Raw genomic sequence first — 18,384 nt, 5'->3', positions numbered from 1 at the left:
AGCGAACACATTCACTAAACAAATTTACCGTTATGTTCAAAGCCCGCTTATTTAATTTCTTTAATTAAGTTCAGCTCTTTAATTTTGCTGTCCCAGTCTTCTTTCCACTCTAATAGTTTACGAGCGGGCATTGGACGAGCGATAAAATAGCCCTGAACCAATGTGTCGACATTACTGATTTCACGAATGTCCATCCAAAGAGAATGATCCTCAACCCCTTCAGCAACCGTACTCAGTTCTAATAAGTGAGCCAAGTAGAGAGTAGCGCGAACAATGGCATGGCTTGAACGACTGCTCTGAATGTTTTTCACAAAGTCGATATCCAGTTTCAGTGCTGAAAATGGCAGGTCATCTAATTGCTTGAGTGAAGAGTAACCTGTTCCAAAGTCGTCAATCGCCAGGGGAATACCGCGCATGCATATCCTCGTGGTGGACGCTAAAGCAAGAGCGACACTTTCAACTAAATCAGATTCTGTTAATTCCAATTTTATCTGCTCTGTCTCAAGTTCACCTTGGTCGATCAAAGCGAAGATATAATCAACAATATCACCGTCAATAATATCTTTAGCTGTCAGGTTTATTGCAAATCTCCGCTCTCCGAGAAATGACTTCTCATTGATCGCTTGATTGATTAAATACTTCATCACCTCTCCCATTTTTCCTGACTCAAGTAACCGAGACAAAAAGAAAAAAGGGCTGAGTACGCCATAACGAGGGTGCTGCCATCGAATTAGCGATTCACTTTCTCGCCATTCACCACTATGGATACACACTATCGGTTGGTAATAGAACATAAACTCTTGGTTGCTTACCGCTTTTGCTATGTCTTCATCCGTAATAACGATGTCGCTATTAGAATTAGAAGCAGCCGCTTCTTTTGTAGAGTTAAGGTTAATTAACTTTGACAGCGACTCTTTTGCTATTGGCTTCTCAAGAACACCAAGCAAATTCAGGTTAAACGCTTTACACATCTTCCTTGCGGCATCGAGCACTGTTTTGCTTTCCGCACTTGTGATGATGATATTGCCTTGAAAATCGGCCTCAGCAAGGCGTTTTAGGAGTTCGATACCATCGATCATCGGCATATTCAGATCACATAAGATCAAATCGACAGAAGAGGCTTCAATAAACTCTAGAGCCTTATATCCACATTCAAAAGGTTGGACATTTTCCATACCCAAACTCTTTAAAACCATCCCCATTACATTCAATTGAAAAGGGTGATCTTCTATCACTACAACATGCTGGTTCATGGTAGCTCCTTAAATGGTTTGATTGATTCTGAACAATAAGTCTTCAATTGGTTCGTCAGCTGTTCGAGGTTATCGTAATGTGCTTGAATACCATCTAAGTCACTTAAGGAGACCAATTCCATTGTTTGCAATTGATTGGCAATGTCCTCTGTGCCTACCATTTTTGCAGCTCCCTTCATCTTATGAGCTACCTGTTTAATGGCTTCGAGATCTCGCTGTTCACACGCAGCTTGAAGCAGAGGCATGTCAGCTTGATGGCTCTTGATAAAGTCAGTGATGATCTGCATGACGAGATCTTGGTCACCAAACAATTCGGTTAAGTTGGCGAGATCAATCGGAGCAGAGCTCGGCTCACTTTTAGGCTCCGAGGAACTAATACAAGGCTTATCGACAACAGATTGCACCTTATCAAGATGTTTGATTATGGTGTCGCCAATCACCCTTAATTTGGTTGGTTTTGATAAGAAGTCATCCATACCAATCTCAAAGCACTTATCATTTTCGCCTTGCACAGCGTTTGCGGTTAACGCAATGATCGGAAGACGAGGTTGGTTTTGGGTCTGCTCTTTTACTCGGATCTGCCTCGTTAATTCGTAGCCATCCATCTCAGGCATGTGGCAATCGGTAATTAGCAGCCCATAATCTTCATTATCTAAGGCAACAAGTGCTTCCTTGCCGTTATCTACCATGTCGGCATGGAAACCTAATTGCTCAATTTGTTGAAGAATTATCTGTTGATTGATTGGGTGATCTTCCGCTATTAAGATAAGTCTTTGATTCTGTTTGGCAGACTCGCGCGACTCAGTACTCAATTTCAGATTATTATCATCTTGGACAACATCTTCCACAAACGCAGGACAGTTGTGCAAACAGTGCATCAACTGCGAAGGCAACAATGGGTTTGCTGACAGATTCCAGCCCAATTTGCATGGCGCCGGCGAAAGCATTCCTTGTTCACTGACACAAATAAACTGCACGCTTTCGGCGAACGTATCAATGCTCTGATCTAGCTCATGAGGAATAAACACAAAATCAGGCTCAATGGTATCGACCCAGTGTGCGAGCTCTTTAGTCACCTGAACATTCTTTGAGATAACCTTAATACCCCAAGATGTTAGATAGTTCTCTAATTCAGATTGCTGCATGAACGTTTTGGTAAGTAGCGCCACCTTGCCATTCATGTCCGCCCTGTTATTTTCAGCGAGCGTTTTAAGCGGCAGCGTAATAGAGAACGTTGAACCAATGTTGATCTTACTCGTTACGTTAAGACTGCCACCCATTTGTTCAATAAGTTGCTTCGAGATAGTCAGACCAAGGCCTGAACCACCATATTTCCTCGTGGTTCCTTCATCGGCTTGAACAAAAGGTTGGAATAGGTTTCGAATGTGTTCTTCACTGATACCGATGCCACTGTCAAACACCTCGAAACAAATTTGTTGCTGTTCACCATCCAGGTCGAGTAACTTTGCCGCTAAACCTACGGTTCCATATTCTGTAAATTTAATGGCATTGCTCAACAAGTTATTTAAAACCTGTCCAATACGAATATCATCCATTAAGACTAAATCATTCAACTCAGGGTCTAACCAAAATTTGAACTGTAACCCTTTGGCGTGAGCTTGCCTCGCCTGCAACTGAGTCACTCTAAGGGTCAATGTATCTAGACTTGCAGGCTGATAATCTAGGGTCAGCTTACCGGCTTCAATTTTCGAGAAATCGAGTATATCGTTAACAATATGCAGTAGGTTATTCGCCGATTGACTCAGCGTTGTATGGATTTTCTGAACTTCATAACCAACTTCATATTGCTCTGACAATTCCAACAAGCTAACAATCCCTCCCAATGGAGTGCGGATTTCATGACTCATGTTTGCCAAAAATCGAGACTTGGCCTCAGTTGCGGCGATAGCACTTTGTCTTGCTTGTGTTAGCTCTTCTTGCTGTTGTTTAAGCTCTGTTATATCAGTAAGAACAGAGTCCCATTCATAATAATCGCCAAGATCAGAAATCTTGCTCTGCAAATTGAGCCATCGGTTTTGGTTATCAATATTCACTCCAATATCGAGGCTTAGTTTTCCCTCTTTATTTCCACTACGTACCTTCTTAATTAAGGTTCGACGATCCTGAGCATTAAGCGGTGCGAAAAAACTAATTGGAGAGCGGCGCAATTGAGCAGGAGTAAGCCCTAAAAGCTCCTCTACCCCATTACTAATAAAGACGAATTCAATATCGTGAAGACTTCGTTTGGGCTGAATATGCTGTATAACCGCGCCATGCAAATTGTTCGCCAGTTTCTGTACTCGGTCATCGGCACTTTTTGCAATTTTTTTCGCTTCGTAAAGCTCAGTAAGATCATCAAGAATGGTCACTGAGCCTTCGATATTCCCGTTGGAGATATAAGGGCACTTCCAATACGCGTAGTGTTTACTGCCTTGCGGCGAAACGACTTCTTTTTCTAAGCGAGGTAAAACAACCCCGTGATGGATCATTGTGTCTTCATCGGAGTTATTAACGATGGTTCCTTCGATTAACTCAAAACCAGTAAGCTGCTGCGCGGCACTGTTCAGACTGATTATCTGGTTATCCAAGTTACGCACAACAATAGGAAACGGCATTGCGTCCAACAATGAACGCTCGAACTCCACTTGATGTTTGAGAGCGGATTCAGTTCGCTTTCGATCTTCAACTTCACGTCTTAGTTTCCAGCTCCATGCCATTACAAGCATAATGAGCACCGATGCTACAGAGATTAAAATGGCAGCACCCAAGATAACATCTGCCGTATCCACGCCTGATTCATAAGACACATCCAACCAATGCTTCTTGATCTGCTGATACTTGTGATGAGGTATAGCGAACAGCGCTTTGTTAATAATATTGTTCAGCACTTCTTGGTCGGCTTCGACACTGTAGGCGACTGGAATATCGTTGTCTTTAGATAGCAGGCTTGTTACACGTAAGTACCCTGAATACTGGCCCTGTAATAGAGGAGACGCTAAATAGAGCGAAAGCATCGCTGAGTCTACCTCTCCTGTATCCACGGCATCGAGCAAAAGCAACTCAGAGCTATAGGTCTTAATTGGGCAAGCCTCACAATAGCGTTTCACAAGCTCTATTCCGACACTGTCGTTTATAGTTCCAATAACGGAGCTCTTCGTTAACTCACCGAATACCGCCAATTTACTCGTATCACTTTTACCAACCAGTGCCCACGGCTCAACCATGAAAGGCTTAGAATAGAGGTGATGCTCATCGTCACCAGTAGAAGGTGTCGCCTTAGTATGAATTACTGGAAGAGAAACTGGATGAGCTTGGTTGCCCTGTAAATCGAGGTCGTTGTCGTAAATAAAGTTTAACCCCGTAAGTCGGGATATTTCACTCAATATATCAATCGAAATACCATCAGGCTTACCTTCACTATTCATGAAAGATATAGGCTTAGAGTCTGCCGTCGATGATACATATATGTTCGGATTAAGAAGAAGGAACTGCTGTTCTTTTTCAGTTAATAGCAGCTTGTTTTTACTAACGACTAACAGAAGACGCCTTTGTATTTCGTTCAACCACTTTTTGCGAATATTAACAAGCTTGCTTGAGTTATCTTGGTTTATAGCGTTATTGATAATACCCAGCAACTTCCTATTTTCAGGCGTATCCAGCAAGGCAATAACATAATTATTTAAGGGTAAACCATCATGTAAGTTGACCGACAAAAATAACTCATAGGGGCTATTCATTAACTTGTTGTGCAGTAACACTCCATCGTCAACAATGGCTAACGCGTTCTCTCGAGCTACAGCAGCAATCGCGGTTTGATAGGATGAATATGACTTAAAAGAAGAAAATGGGAGAAGCGATTTCACAGAAGACGCGTTACTCGAGTCTTCAAAATAAGCCAGGTTTCGTCCCTTCATTAATAAGTGGCTTTCAATAGGCTCACTACTTAGGCTAACCATTCGACTAGATAAGATAGGTTTAGAGTAAATAACACCGCTACTAGAAACATTTTGTTCAGCCGTAATAATGGCATCAACTTGTTCAGTTTTAAGTACGTTATTTAGATCCGACGGAGAATGAAAACCGACAAACTCCAAGCCATTCAACTCACGCTCTGCATAGAAACCGGTCAATTCAGGCAATAATCCCGAAACCTCCCCCTCTTGGACAACAACGTACGGAGAAAATCCTGAGGTTTGAACTCCGATTGTAATCGAACCACTAGCCTTAACGTAAAAAGATACGGAAGAAGCCAGGATAATTAGAGAAAGTAGATTAAAAGCGCGGAACATGAATAACCTAGAGTTTTATTAATTAGTGCACCTTATATCTTATTCACAGTCTCGACTCACCAATTTGCACTGAACAATATGGAACTTCTGTTTAACGCAATCGGTTGCTCCGTTTTGGCAGTATGACTTATAAAATGAATTGTAAGCAGTTGATACAAAGCTTAATAACCCAATCAGCTACTAGGTTGGTCTCCCCGATGTTATATGAGGTCCCATAACAATGATTAAATTTCTACATATCAGTGCAATTATATTACCTATAGCTTTGATCGGCTGCGGGGGAGATAGTTCAAAAAAATCAACCACCACTTCAAAGCCTAAAACCCAGCAAGTTACCGCGACTAAATCTACTCTAAACCAAAAACTGAACAAGGTAGATTTGCAATCAAAAAAACTGAGCTCAGAAGGCGTTAATACGATTATGAACTTGCCTGTCGGAAAGACGAGCCTATCTATCTCTACACCGACCAAATTCAGTCAAGTTAAACAATAGATATTGAAGGATTTGTATTATGAAAAAAACCGTTTTAGCTTCAACCATTTGTATAAGCCTATTCTCTTCATCTATCGTTAACGCCCACTACAATGGTGCTCATGAAGTCGGTGAGAACATGCGTAGTAGCATTGATGAAATGATTACAACTAAGCTTAAAGCGTCATTTTTTGACTCTGCTGCGCTTTATATGGACGCAACAAATGTTAAGCAATTAAAAACCTCCCCAACTGGATTGCTAACATCTTTGACTACGGGTTCGCAGAACACGGAACTTCCGTTGGAAACTAGACAGGAGTTGATCGACGCATCTCAAGAAGTCGGCTTTGTCGTTGACTACTTGAAGAAAAACCCTAAGACACAAGGTGTCGATAAAGAGGTGATGGATTTCTGTATTGCAGAAAACGTAGAAGCGAAGAATTGGCCGGGTATTGATTATGTTGTCGATCAATACGGCACAAAAAATGGTATCACTACGCTCCCCGTCTCTATTATCTATTTCGCATCCAAAGGCGAATGCCAAGATCCAAATGATTGGGCACCCAAGTTAAATCAGAGCACCGCAAAATCAGAATTTGAATCCTCAATTCCCCAAGAGATCATTGCTTACAGCTCAAACGTAGGTAACACTGGCGGTGAACTCGTCTTCATTCTTGAAAACAGTTATAACTTCAGTGACGAGCCCGAAGAGCAATTTGAGTCTTTTACTTTCTATCAAACATCAAGCGATGACACTCCTGGAACAGGTCTGTTTAGACGTACTCAAGTTAATAAAAACTCCTCAGATCCTACGCAAGCGTATTCAAAGTTTATCAACGTGGCATGTCAGGACTGTAATAGTGACAACGAGAAGTTTAAAGTTGAGAGCCGCGCCGAGTCTGGCTACGGTACAGTGTCAGTCGCTTCAAGTGCTGTCGAATCTGGAGGCAAATTAATTCCTGGTTTCGTAAGTGAAGATTCAACCGAAACCGAATACTTTGTTCAAGTAAACTATGAGACAAAGGCCCCTAACAAGGCTACATCTCTATTCGTTGATGCATTCAAATTCGAAGATTCCCTGATCCATGGCCGTTACTATTACGATGGTTTTAAAGGTGTGAAGTTCAGTGCTGAAGAGTTACAAACCGCGAATTTAATTGCTGAGTATTCCCTAGCTCATCCCCTAAGCTTAAACGGGCTATCGGTAGTGGAAACCAACGGTGTTCTAACGAATAACTCTTACTCACTACAGGTAAAATCAAATAACTCGGTCATTGTTGCTCCAGTAACCGTGACGGACGCAGAAGATATTCAATTATTAAATGAGATATCTAAGGTTACAGCAGAAGCTATCAATTACGACAATAGCGATGTGACGATTGCTGATTGGAATAAAATATACTAATCAGATCATTAGTTACGATTGTTCGCAAGGCACTGCCTACTTTCCTTGCACTAAGCCACTCAGTCGAGTGGCTTTTTTTGTACGTCTCTTCTCCCCTTCCCAACTACACACTTAAACACTTAAACAATGGTCTTTTGGAGCCAATAAAAATCCGAGAGCCTCACAGCCCTCGGGTTTTTATTTGTGTTCTACTTTCAGATGTTAGGCGAATTACAAATCAGCGCCATAGATATCAAATGTGAAGTACTTCGCTGCGATCTTATCATAGGTGCCATTTGCTCTAATCTCTTCAATCGCGGCATTGAATTGTTTCGCCAGTTTTGAATCCTGCTTTCTTAGTGCTAAAGCCGTACCTTCGCCAATGTAGGCTTTGTCTGTTACCGCTTTACCCTTGAATTCAAAACCCTCACCTTCTTTCTTATCTAAGAAAGCCAATGAAAGTTGATCAGAGTTACCAAACGTTAAATCTAGACGCCCATTCTGCATATCCAGATAGACTTCATCTTGGCCGGTATAACGCTTAATGTTTGCCACATCGCCAAACTTGTCGGTTACGTAACGATCGTGAATCGTACCTTGCTGAACACCTATGGTTTTGCCTGTTAAGCCTGCCTCATCTACGCTGAACTCCACGCTTTTAGCTGCAACAAATACGGCTGGAGTTTGGTAGTACTTATCAGTAAACAAAATCTTGCGCTTACGCTCTTCAGTAATACGCATCGAAGCCATAATCACATCTGACTTTCTTGCCAATAAGCTTGGAATTAGCGAATCCCAATTTTGTGAAACCCAAGTACAGTCTAATTTAGCTTGCTCACACAAAGCGTCAGCTATCTCAATATCAAACCCGACAGGCACACCGTCACTGTTTTTATAGTTGAATGGCGGATACGTAAAGTCTGACGCCAAACGGATTTCTTTCGCCTGTACCGTTGTACCAAGTAAAGCGGCCGCACAAGCGAGTCCTAGTATTATCTTTTTCATCATTGCCATCCTAGATATGATCTTTATCGAGTTGAGATTGAGTTTCTTTATGCTGAGATTGTTTGCCTTGTTGATTCTTTTCTAATTCGGTTTGGTAGCGTGTTAGTGACGTTATCACTTCTAGCATGCTCTCTTGGCTACCAATACTGATTCGTACACAGTTACGCAAAGCAGGTTCGTGGTTTTGGTTTCTTGTCACAATGCCATCCTTCGCCAATACGCTAAACACATGGTGCCCCGGTTTTTGACGTAGCAAAACGAAATTAGTCGATGAAGGGTAAACCTGTTCTATAAATTCAAACCGCGTTAGCTCACAAGCAAACCGATTACGCAATTCAACCAACTTTAACGTCGCGCTTTCCATCAACGCAATTCGTTCATCAGACAATGCGTCTAGCACTATTTGAGATGAGCAATCTGGCATTGGATAAGGGGGAATCAGTTTCGCGACATACTGCATCACATTTTGACTCGCTAAGATAAAGCCACATCGAACCGCAGCCAATCCAAACGCCTTAGACAAGGTGCGAATCACAACCAAATGCGGATAACGCGCAATAAGGCTCACAGCTGACGTTTGTGGTTCAAATTCGATATACGCTTCATCGACTACCACTAGCGACTTGCCAATCGTGCCTTCCAGTACCTGAATCAAATCCAATTTAGGGATCACATTGCCCGTAGGGTTGTTTGGTGAGCAAAGAAACACGATATTAGCCAATTCCGCTTTATTCACTATATCAGCGACGTTAAGGCTGAAGTCTTCCTGCAATGGAGAGTCTAAAGTATTAATCGCCAATGCATCGGCGCAAAACTCATACATCGCATAGGTTGGAGAACAGATAAGTATGTTGTCGCTCGCCGGCTTACAGAATGTTCTAATCAGCAAATCAATCGCTTCATCTGCACCACGGACAGCAACCGTCGCGGCATCAGTGCCACAGTAATCTTGGTAAGCCTTAGCAATATCTTGTGGTAAGAAGTCTGGGTATCGGTTGTGACTTGCTTCTCCTTGAAACAGCGAGCTTTCCAATTCATTGGCGTTTAACCAAACACGTCCATCACCACCAATTCTTCTTGCCGATTGATAAGGTATTAATTTTTTTACAGCCTGAGGTACTAAGCTATCAATAAAAGATGTCAAGAAGCTATCCCTTTCACAAAATCACAATGTCTTCATCATTGCCTTCATATTCAATAAATGTGACCTATACACATATTGAATCACAAATGATGATTAAGTATTTACATTCAAACAGAACACTATTGATAAATGAATCGAAATAATCACATAATAGCCATGATAAAAAATCATAGGTAAAGATATGAATCGCACACTTCCTTCAACTAAAACCTTGCTCGCGTTCTTGTCGACGGCAAGGCACCTCAATTTTACGCGAGCGGCACATGAGCTGAATGTTACGCAAGGTGCAGTGAGTCGTCAGGTATTGTCGTTTGAAGAAAGTCTCGGGTGCGATCTTTTCTACCGACATGCTCGCGGGTTGTCATTAACACCTAAGGGAGAAGAACTGGTTCCGCTGATTCAAGATACCATCCAACAACTGCAATCGGCGTTAAATCAAGTTGCCAGCTCTCCATCGAAGATCAAGCTCAACGCACCAAGTTGTATTACCTCTTGGCTGCTACCCAAGTTGATGTCTTTTCAGCAAGCCTATCCTGAAATTGATGTCGAACTCACGTCGACCATCAAGCACGTTTTTGAACCAAGCTTTGACCCTTTTGATGCCGTTATTACCTATGGTAAGAAGCCAAACCAGCAATCGATTATCAGCCAGTTATTGTTTAACGAGCAGCTAGCGCCCGTTTGCCAAGCGCAAAGCATTACGCAAAGCCATCTTGTCAGCGACACGTCGACCATCATCAAGCCACATCAGCTCGCCCAATACACTTGGTTGCACGCCAACAATGAGCAGAGTGATTGGCGGCTTTGGTTGGAACACATAGGCAGCCACGACCTTTCAAGCAAGAACAACCAACAATTCGCGACGCTCGATCAAGCGATGAACGCCGCGATACAGGGCTTTGGGATTGCGATTGGCGACATCACTCTCGCCAAGCAAGACATCGATTTAGGGAGATTGGTGAAAGTGAGTGAAGGTAGTGTTTTCTCTGGAAATGGTTACTTCTTGCTGCAACCCAAAAATCGTCAAAATACGTCGTTATCAACCTTAGTCGATTGGCTTGTCGATTAGCGGCAATCATCTTGGGTAAGCCCCCACTGTAGCTTTAATAGATCGTCATAATGAGAATTTCACCATTCTCAAAATGAAACTATTTTACGCTCGCTACGTATTGGTATCTATAGAATAGAACGAACGTTTCTTTAACTAGTTGAAAAGAAAATTAATTCAACTTTTTACGTCAGAAATTCTACCCCAATGGATTAAATGGCATTCGAATTGCTTTGTCATAGACAACCCAACCAATATACAGCAAGTTGCACCAGTTTCACTGCAGCTTGTCACGGAGGATAGGCTATGACCTTACAAAGACATACATATTACGGCTTAATTCACCATGGAATTAAAACTCTATTAATGGACAGAATTGGCCACTTCACAGAGCGTGAATATCACGAATACCTTGACCTAACGACCGGCAAATCGACATGTTTTGCCATGAGCGAGCAAGAGCTCGAGAACACCTTAGACAGTTTAAAGAGCGAAGGTTACCTTGAAGATATCAAGAAGCTAATACCTCGCTACCAAACCACATCAATGCAATAACGTTCTTAATCTCGATTAGGCGCTTCAATCCTTTATTGGGGTTAAACTTGTCAAAACGGTTAGATGTAATTAATTGGCATCCAATTGTCTCGAGCTATTTAGCATCGAGACAGTTTTGGTTAGACTGTCTGCAACTCAACGAACTGGATAGTCAGTGCCACATGAAGCAAATTCTTGATTTCATTCCTCTCATTATTTTCTTTGCGCTTTACAAGATGTACGACATCTACACCGCTACAGGTGCATTGATTGTTGCTTCCGCAGTACAAATCATTTTGACGTACATCATCTACAAGAAAGTAGAGAAAATGCAGATCATCACATTCTTGATGGTTGCCGTATTTGGTGGCATGACCATCTTTTTGCATGATGACAACTTCATAAAATGGAAAGTGACCATCGTTTATGCGCTATTTGCTATCGGCCTTACAGTCAGTCACCTAATGGGAAAATCAGCGATTAAAGGCATGTTGGGTAAAGAGATCTCTCTTCCTGAAGCAGTATGGGGCAAGATCAACTGGGCTTGGACTCTGTTCTTCACATTGTGTGCGATCCTCAATGTTTACGTTGCTTTCAACCTGCCATTGGATGTGTGGGTCAACTTCAAAGTGTTTGGCTTACTAATCGCTACTTTTGCATTTACCTTGCTAACGGGCGTTTATATCTATAAACATTTGCCAAAAGATAAGCATCAGCAAAGAGACCAAGAAACACAAAACGATACGCAACAAGAGCTCTCAGGTAAAAATACCGAGGAGAAATAACCCTTAGGGATGAGTCCTCCCCCCCTTTTTGATACAATTATTATCAATATGCGATTTAACAGTGGCCAATGATACTCGTGATCATTGGCCACTGATTGTTTGTGTTCGGTGAATACGTTAAAAATACGACCACCGCGAACCCCGCAAACACATCTATTTAAATTTAAAACAATCAATACCATTAAGAGTACAACAATGACTATTCAATCAACTTTGAACCCGATTGGTTCTTTACTTCTTCGCACTTTGGCGATGCCTTCTGATACCAATGCAGCAGGCCAGATTTTCGGTGGTTGGATAATGTCTCAGCTCGACCTTGCTGGCGGGATACTGGCGAAAGAGATCTCTAACGGCAAGATAGTCACCGTGTCAGTATCAAGCATCGAATTCAAACAGCCAGTGTCGGTTGGCGATGTAGTCTGTGTTTATGGCGACTGCACCAAGATTGGCCGCAGCTCTATGAATATCGACCTAGAGGTATGGGTTAAGCCGGTACTTGATCACGGTATTGGCGATCGTTACAAGGTATGTGGCGCGACATTCAACTACGTTGCTGTAGACGAAAGCGGTAAACCTCGCCCAATCAAAAAATAGCAATTTTCGTTGAGCTCATGATGTCGATGGTCTTTAGTTTTTATAAATGAAATTACTAGAGACCATACAATTCTCTCGTACCAATTCACCTCGCACCAATTCACAATTTCTTATCATTAACTCTTCCAATACCGATTAGTTCGCGTAAATTAGCCAGATAACTAATTTAATCGCTCTAATTCAGTGAAGTAACATAAGGATATCTCAACATGTGGTACGTGATTTTTTCTCAAGACGTCGAAAACTCATTAGAAAAACGCCTAAGTGTTCGCCCACAACATCTAGAACGCCTACAAACACTTCACAATGAAGGCCGACTGTTAACAGCAGGTCCAATGCCAGCAATTGACTCCGATAACCCTGGCGAAGCAGGCTTCACTGGTTCTACTGTGATTGCTGAATTCAACTCTTTGGAAGACGCACAAGCATGGGCTGATGCAGACCCGTACATCGCTGCTGGTGTCTACCAGAATGTGATTGTTAAACCATTCAAGAAAGTATTTTAACGTGAAAAAATGGATTATTGGGTCACTGGCTATTGCCCTACTCGCAGGCTGTAGCTCATCAAGTGAACAAGACAAACAAAGACAGTTAGAGATGATGGCTCACCATCGTGCGGGTGTTTTATCTGCCGGCCTACCTATTGAGTATGGTCCACTCTCTATCATGCGTGTGCTAGCAAAAAATACTGTCGTCGAAATCATGATGATCTACAACCAAGATGCGAAAGGCGCTAAGCCTTTAAACCAAGTTGTAGACATGAGTGTGAATAGCTACTGCACCAACTCTGAAGTAAGAGCTAACCTCGACATGGGCTTAGCTTACAACATCAAAATTCGCAATACACGCGGACAACTGATGGTTGAAAAGCTGATCAGCAAAGAGACGTGTCAGAGCAGCCGCTAGATTCGAGATTCGAGATTCGAGATTCGAGATTCGAGATTCGAGATTCGAACAAGTATAAAACCAGAAGGCCTCGCAAATGCGAGGCCTTTTTTGTGGGTCATCGTGGAGTAGAGGGTCAATCAAATCTTAGACTGAATTATGCCTCAGCTGATTCCCACTCTTTACGCAGTGTCTTCGTCGCCGAAACTAAGTTAGTGAGTGCCGCTTCTGTCTCTGCCCAATTACGTGTCTTCAGCCCACAATCAGGGTTTGCCCATAAACGTTCTGCAGGTATTTTTTCTGCCGCTTTCTTAAGTAAATCAACAATCCACTCTTCTGAAGGGATGTTTGGCGAGTGAATATCATAAACGCCAGGTCCAATCGCATTCGGATAGTTAAACTCTTCAAACGCTTTCAGTAGTTCCATGTTCGAACGAGAAGTCTCAATGGTAATCACATCGGCATCTAGCGCGGCCACTGAATCAATGATCTCGTTGAACTCGCTGTAACACATGTGGGTATGAATCTGAGTTTCTGGTTTAGCACTCGCCGCTGAGATCTTAAAGGCATCCACTGCCCATTCTAAGTACTCTGCATGGTCGCGCTTTTTCAAAGGCAAACCTTCGCGAATAGCAGGCTCATCGATTTGAATAATGTTGATTCCTGCGTCTTGCAGATCAGACACCTCATCACGCAGCGCAAATGCCAATTGATTAGTGATCTCTTTACGCGAGATATCTTCACGTGGGAATGTCCAACATAAGATAGTCACTGGCCCTGTGAGCATGCCTTTCATCTGCTTTGAAGTTAGAGATTGAGCATAAGTCGACCACTCGACCGTCATTGGTTTTTCACGCTCAATATCCGCAACCACAATCGCCGGTTTCACGCAACGAGAGCCATAACTTTGTACCCAACCAAACTTAGTGGTTTGGAAGCCTGCTAGGTTTTCTGCAAAGTACTCCACCATGTCATTGCGTTCCGCCTCACCATGCACAAGCACATCCAAATCTAAGGCTTCTTGGCGCTTAACCGCATCAGCAATATGACCTTTCAATGCGGTTGTGTATTCCGCTTCATTCAGTTTGCCAGTTCGGTAAGCACTACGCTGAAGACGAATCTCTCCTGTCTGTGGGAACGAACCAATGGTTGTGGTTGGTAACAGCGGTAACCCGAGAACTTCAGACTGATGCGCTGCGCGCTCTGCGTATGGAGCACTGCGTTCTGCCAGTGCTTTGGTAATGGTATTGATACGAGCCTGAACTTGTGGCTTGTTCACATGAGTCGCGTTCTTACGGGCAACAATTGGTTGGCTGTAAGTCTCACACGCCAAAATGGCATTTTGATCGCCGTCTAACGCCGCACCCAACAAGCTCACCTCGGTGACTTTCTGTTTTGCGAAGGCAAACCAACTCTTCACTTCTTCGCTAAGCGTTTCTTCTAACTCCAAATCAACAGGACTATGCAGCAATGAACATGAACTTGCGATCCAAAGCTTATCTCCTAGTTTGTCTTTCACAGGTTGCAGTAACTCAAGCTGCGCGGCTAAGTCAGCTCGCCACACATTGCGTCCATTGATTGCACCCGCAGAAAGTACCCAATCTTCCGGTAACTTATTAACCACTTCATCGAGTTGCTGCGGTGCTGCTACTAAGTCGATATGTAAGCCGTTTATAGGCAGATCTACGATTTTATCTAATGTATCTGTGACCGAATCAAAGTAAGTGGTAAGTAGTAGTTTTACATCGCCTTGAATCACTTGGTAAGCCAGCTTGAATGAATCTACCCACTGATTATCAAGCTCCAAAGCCAGGATTGGCTCATCAATTTGGACCCACTCTACGCCAAGCTTTGAGAGCTTTGCCAAAATGGCTTGATACGCGGTAAGAAGGCGAGGAAGTAGAGATAAGCGGTCAAACCCATCTTCCACTTCTTTGCCTAGGTATAAGTAAGAGAGTGGCCCAAGGAGTACAGGCTTAACTTTGTGTCCTGCTTTAATCGCTTCATTCACTTCATCAAACAGTTGAGGCCAACTTACTTCAAAAGAGTCATCTTTGCTGAACTCAGGAACAATGTAGTGATAGTTAGTGTTGAACCACTTGGTCATGTCAGAAGCAGCTGAACTGTCTTTAGTGACATCATTCGACGTATGCGAACCACCGCAGCAAGTAGATTGAACTTGAGACTGACCACGACCAACGCGGAACAAGGTATCTAAATCTGGGAAGGCTTTTTCATCTTCTGATCCACCAGCATGGCGCTTGGGAACGTGGCCTAGAAGTAGAGTCGTAGTTAGTACATGGTCATACCATGCGAAGTCACCCGCAGTTGCAAAGCTTAGATTCGCGTCAGCTTGTACATTCCAGTTACGATTTCTTAATTCACTGCCGATCTGCTTAAGCTCAGATTGATCGATCTCACCGCGCCAGTACTTCTCGAGAGTGAATTTGAGTTCGCGTTTTTCACCGATACGTGGGTAGCCAAGAATATGCGTTGTTGTCGTCATGTGTGTGTTCCTTATTCGATAATTTTAATTTCCGGTCAGACTGCCTGTAATGATTGCATTTTTAACAAAGGCGTCTGGATGGCTAAACTATCTCCCTAATCTGAACGATGAACAAGGTCCAAATATTCATCTTGTTTATTAATAATTTTCATCTTTAATAATCTAACCGCTAATTTATTAAATCCATCTGGACATCCAGACGTTTACAAATGAAAGAAAACACCGTAGGGTGATTATTAAGAAATATTGAATTAGCTTAGGGAATATGAGGAATACTCATGATAGAGCTTAAACACCTTCGAACATTGACCACCTTGAGAGACAGCGGCTCGCTAACCGCGACTGCAACTTCTCTTCATCTGACTCAGTCGGCACTTTCTCACCAGTTGAAAGACCTTGAGGCTCGAATTGGCGGTCAGCTTTTTTTGCGTAAAACAAGGCCGGTTAAATTTACCTCGGAAGGCGAAATCTTGTTAAAACTGGCTGATGAGATACAGCCACAAATCGCCAAAGCTGAAAACGAACTCGCAAGCCTAAAAGAAGATGTGAATGGTCGATTGCACATGGCGATCGAGTGTCACTCATGCTTCCAATGGTTAATGCCCGCTTTGAAGGAGTACCAAGTTGCTTGGCCAAGTGTAACCCTTGATTTCTCGTCAGGGTTTGGCTTTGAACCCCTACCCGCACTAATGGCAGGCGAACTCGACTTGGTGATCACATCAGACATTCAGCCTCGCTCTGAGGTTCACTACGAACCTCTCTTTGATTTTGAGATGCGTTTGATCACTGCAATCAACTCACCTTTGGCAGAAAAACAGAGCATAGAACCGCAAGATCTTAGCGATATAACCATGCTCTCTTATCCGGTTCAAAAACAGCGTCTCGATGTAGTGAAACACTTTTTGCAACCAGCAGGCGTTGAACCAAAGAAATGGAAACAAGCAGACAACACATTGATGTTAGTGCAAATGGTATCGGCAGGCTTAGGGGTTGCTGCGTTGCCAAATTGGGCAATCAGTGAATTTTCGAGACAAGGGTTAATCGCCAGTAAACCATTGGGTAACGGGCTTTCAAGAAGGTTGTTCGCAGCGGTAAGAAACTCAGAAAAAGACAAACGTTACCTACAAGCTTTCTTTAGCACGGCAAGACAGCAAAGTAAGAGTCACCTAGATGGCATTGAGGTCGTTTAAGAGACTCGTTGTTGGGTTAGTTTATGCCTGCGTTGAACCTGATAGATATGCGCCAGAAACAAAAAAAGTCACAGATTATCTGTGACTTTTTTATTGCCAATACCGACAACAGGTAATGAGTGTTAATCCACGATAGAAGAAACTCTCATTGTGAGCTTATCTTGAGTAAGACTTGAATTGATTAGTCAGTGGGTCGTATTGATAGCCCAACATATCAAGCTTGCCCACGACACTTTCTATATCCATTTCATACATACTGATCAGCTCTTCAAAGCTATCGCATTCTAAGCGAAGTTTTTCATTCACGATTCCCAGCAAAATAATGCTATCGAAACCTTTGACGTTGCTTAAATCCATCCCGTACTCCTAACGAACACACCGACTAGATTTAAGTTTAGAACGCTTACCAACACCCCGCTAAAAAACAGATCACACTTTTTCGATTCAACACCGAAAGGCTTGTGAGATCAGTAACCGCCTACATCGCCCAAACTGGCGTTAAACCAACAGCCGCCGCCAATAACATCAACAATGAAATAGTCAGCTGAAGCTTTTCAGGGGTTTTAACGAACAATAAATGCCAACACCACACCACGATAGCAGAGATTAGCAAAGCAAAGCTAAACAGCAGAGTTGAAATCATTGGCTCTAATTGAGCTTCAGACAGAGAGTAAACATTTATGACCGTCGCCAAAACCACCAACATCCCCGTCAGCACACCAACAACGGGCAGAACACGGTGAAAAGCCTGTAAGCGTGTTCTTGCAATCGTCAGCAGTAAATGACCAAACGCTGCCCCCAATAAAACCACGAGTAATAAAGTGCTAATAATACCGACTGTGGTTGCTTGCTCCGTCGCTTGTATAGCAACGTATGACAGTGCTAAACCACAAGCTAAATACATCACCCAAATAGGGCCAGAATCTCGAGTCTTCTTGGTTTGAACTTGAGAATAGAAATAAAAGATCGCGAACACGACAAGAAATGCTTCAATTCTTAATGAGGCAACGGCAAGCCAAAGCACGCCAATTGCAGGCAACATCTTGTGAATGCGGCCACGTTGTCCCGGGCAAATATCCCCTTTCACTAAGATGAGGGTTAAGATCAGTTGGGCTCCTAATAGCATCGGAGCAAATTGTACTAATAACGTTTCGACCATTGTGGATCTACTTCTTCAAACTTATTTTCGCGAATAATATCAAAAACTGGTGCGAACACTAATCAAAATCATAAATTAGAGACGAGATTCAAGGCTTCAACTATGCTGATGTATGGCTCTTCTGTCGCCATTTACC

At 42.8% G+C, this 18,384-nt stretch carries 16 protein-coding genes; 9 read left to right on the top strand and 7 right to left on the bottom strand.

The features are described 5' to 3' along the window. Window positions 1-47 precede the first annotated feature (47 nt). Both ACED59_RS15055 and ACED59_RS15050 read right to left on the bottom strand, forming a co-directional pair. Window positions 48-1,253, bottom strand: a complete 1,206-nt coding sequence (locus ACED59_RS15055) for an EAL domain-containing protein (RefSeq protein WP_012603664.1) — start codon at window positions 1,251-1,253, stop codon at window positions 48-50. After that, a complete protein-coding gene (locus ACED59_RS15050; RefSeq protein ID WP_371704967.1) occupies window positions 1,250-5,392 on the bottom strand; it encodes an ATP-binding protein in 4,143 nt (1,380 codons plus the stop codon). Before ACED59_RS15050 ends, ACED59_RS15055 begins: the two co-directional genes overlap by 4 nt. Before the next feature lie 370 nt (window positions 5,393-5,762). Between ACED59_RS15050 and ACED59_RS15045 the strand changes: the two genes are divergently transcribed. Further along, window positions 5,763-6,035: a hypothetical protein gene (locus ACED59_RS15045; RefSeq protein WP_009846433.1), complete on the top strand. Its 273-nt coding sequence runs from the start codon at window positions 5,763-5,765 to the stop codon at window positions 6,033-6,035. 19 nt (window positions 6,036-6,054) lie between these two features. Next, on the top strand, window positions 6,055-7,419 hold the full coding sequence (locus tag ACED59_RS15040) for a hypothetical protein (protein ID WP_009846432.1): 1,365 nt from the start codon (window positions 6,055-6,057) through the stop codon (window positions 7,417-7,419). Between the two features lie 210 nt (window positions 7,420-7,629). Here the strand turns inward: ACED59_RS15040 and ACED59_RS15035 are convergent, their stop codons facing one another. Together ACED59_RS15035 and hisC are read right to left on the bottom strand one after the other, a co-directional pair. Next, window positions 7,630-8,403, bottom strand: a complete 774-nt coding sequence (locus ACED59_RS15035; RefSeq protein WP_371704966.1) for an ABC transporter substrate-binding protein — start codon at window positions 8,401-8,403, stop codon at window positions 7,630-7,632. A 10-nt stretch (window positions 8,404-8,413) separates the two neighbouring features. Continuing rightward, window positions 8,414-9,547 (bottom strand): histidinol-phosphate transaminase, encoded by a 1,134-nt coding sequence (hisC, locus tag ACED59_RS15030; RefSeq protein ID WP_017104259.1) that lies wholly within the window; start codon window positions 9,545-9,547, stop codon window positions 8,414-8,416. Window positions 9,548-9,728: 181 nt separating this feature from the next. Between hisC and ACED59_RS15025 the strand changes: the two genes are divergently transcribed. The 6 genes from ACED59_RS15025 to ACED59_RS15000 all read left to right on the top strand — a co-directional run bounded on the left by ACED59_RS15025 (window position 9,729) and on the right by ACED59_RS15000 (window position 13,414). After that, a complete protein-coding gene (locus ACED59_RS15025) occupies window positions 9,729-10,616 on the top strand; it encodes a LysR substrate-binding domain-containing protein (protein ID WP_135383933.1) in 888 nt (295 codons plus the stop codon). 285 nt (window positions 10,617-10,901) lie between these two features. After that, on the top strand, window positions 10,902-11,150 hold the full coding sequence (locus tag ACED59_RS15020) for a hypothetical protein (protein WP_012603658.1): 249 nt from the start codon (window positions 10,902-10,904) through the stop codon (window positions 11,148-11,150). A gap of 161 nt (window positions 11,151-11,311) precedes the next feature. Further along, a complete protein-coding gene (locus tag ACED59_RS15015) occupies window positions 11,312-11,914 on the top strand; it encodes a septation protein A (protein WP_371704965.1) in 603 nt (200 codons plus the stop codon). A 195-nt stretch (window positions 11,915-12,109) separates the two neighbouring features. After that, the gene (gene yciA / locus ACED59_RS15010) at window positions 12,110-12,508 is read left to right on the top strand and encodes an acyl-CoA thioester hydrolase YciA (RefSeq protein WP_017098521.1); all 399 of its coding nucleotides are present in this window, start codon (window positions 12,110-12,112) and stop codon (window positions 12,506-12,508) included. Window positions 12,509-12,717: 209 nt separating this feature from the next. Then, a complete protein-coding gene (locus ACED59_RS15005; RefSeq protein ID WP_009846425.1) occupies window positions 12,718-13,014 on the top strand; it encodes a YciI family protein in 297 nt (98 codons plus the stop codon). A 1-nt stretch (window position 13,015) separates the two neighbouring features. After that, the gene (locus tag ACED59_RS15000) at window positions 13,016-13,414 is read left to right on the top strand and encodes a GspS/AspS pilotin family protein (protein ID WP_009846424.1); all 399 of its coding nucleotides are present in this window, start codon (window positions 13,016-13,018) and stop codon (window positions 13,412-13,414) included. Between the two features lie 136 nt (window positions 13,415-13,550). On the opposite strand, the gene metE is transcribed toward ACED59_RS15000, so the two are convergent. Then, entirely contained in the window at window positions 13,551-15,899 is a 2,349-nt protein-coding gene (gene metE / locus ACED59_RS14995) for a 5-methyltetrahydropteroyltriglutamate--homocysteine S-methyltransferase (protein ID WP_017098519.1), read from the bottom strand. Window positions 15,900-16,177: 278 nt separating this feature from the next. Between metE and ACED59_RS14990 the strand changes: the two genes are divergently transcribed. Then, window positions 16,178-17,089, top strand: coding sequence for a LysR substrate-binding domain-containing protein (locus tag ACED59_RS14990; RefSeq protein WP_009846422.1), 912 nt, complete (start codon window positions 16,178-16,180; stop codon window positions 17,087-17,089). A gap of 156 nt (window positions 17,090-17,245) precedes the next feature. On the opposite strand, the gene ACED59_RS14985 is transcribed toward ACED59_RS14990, so the two are convergent. Together ACED59_RS14985 and ACED59_RS14980 are read right to left on the bottom strand one after the other, a co-directional pair. Then, window positions 17,246-17,446 carry a DUF4250 domain-containing protein gene (locus ACED59_RS14985; protein ID WP_009846421.1) on the bottom strand — a complete coding sequence of 67 codons (201 nt, stop codon included), beginning with the start codon at window positions 17,444-17,446 and terminating at the stop codon, window positions 17,246-17,248. A 121-nt stretch (window positions 17,447-17,567) separates the two neighbouring features. Beyond that, window positions 17,568-18,248 (bottom strand): hypothetical protein, encoded by a 681-nt coding sequence (locus tag ACED59_RS14980; protein ID WP_009846420.1) that lies wholly within the window; start codon window positions 18,246-18,248, stop codon window positions 17,568-17,570. Window positions 18,249-18,384 lie beyond the last annotated feature (136 nt).

The organism is Vibrio sp. FF266 (genome assembly GCF_041439695.1).
Classification (GTDB): Bacteria; Pseudomonadota; Gammaproteobacteria; order Enterobacterales; family Vibrionaceae; genus Vibrio; species Vibrio tasmaniensis_A.
The sequence above is the reverse complement of the archived record's forward strand: the minus strand, read 5'-3'. Positions and strand labels throughout refer to the sequence as shown.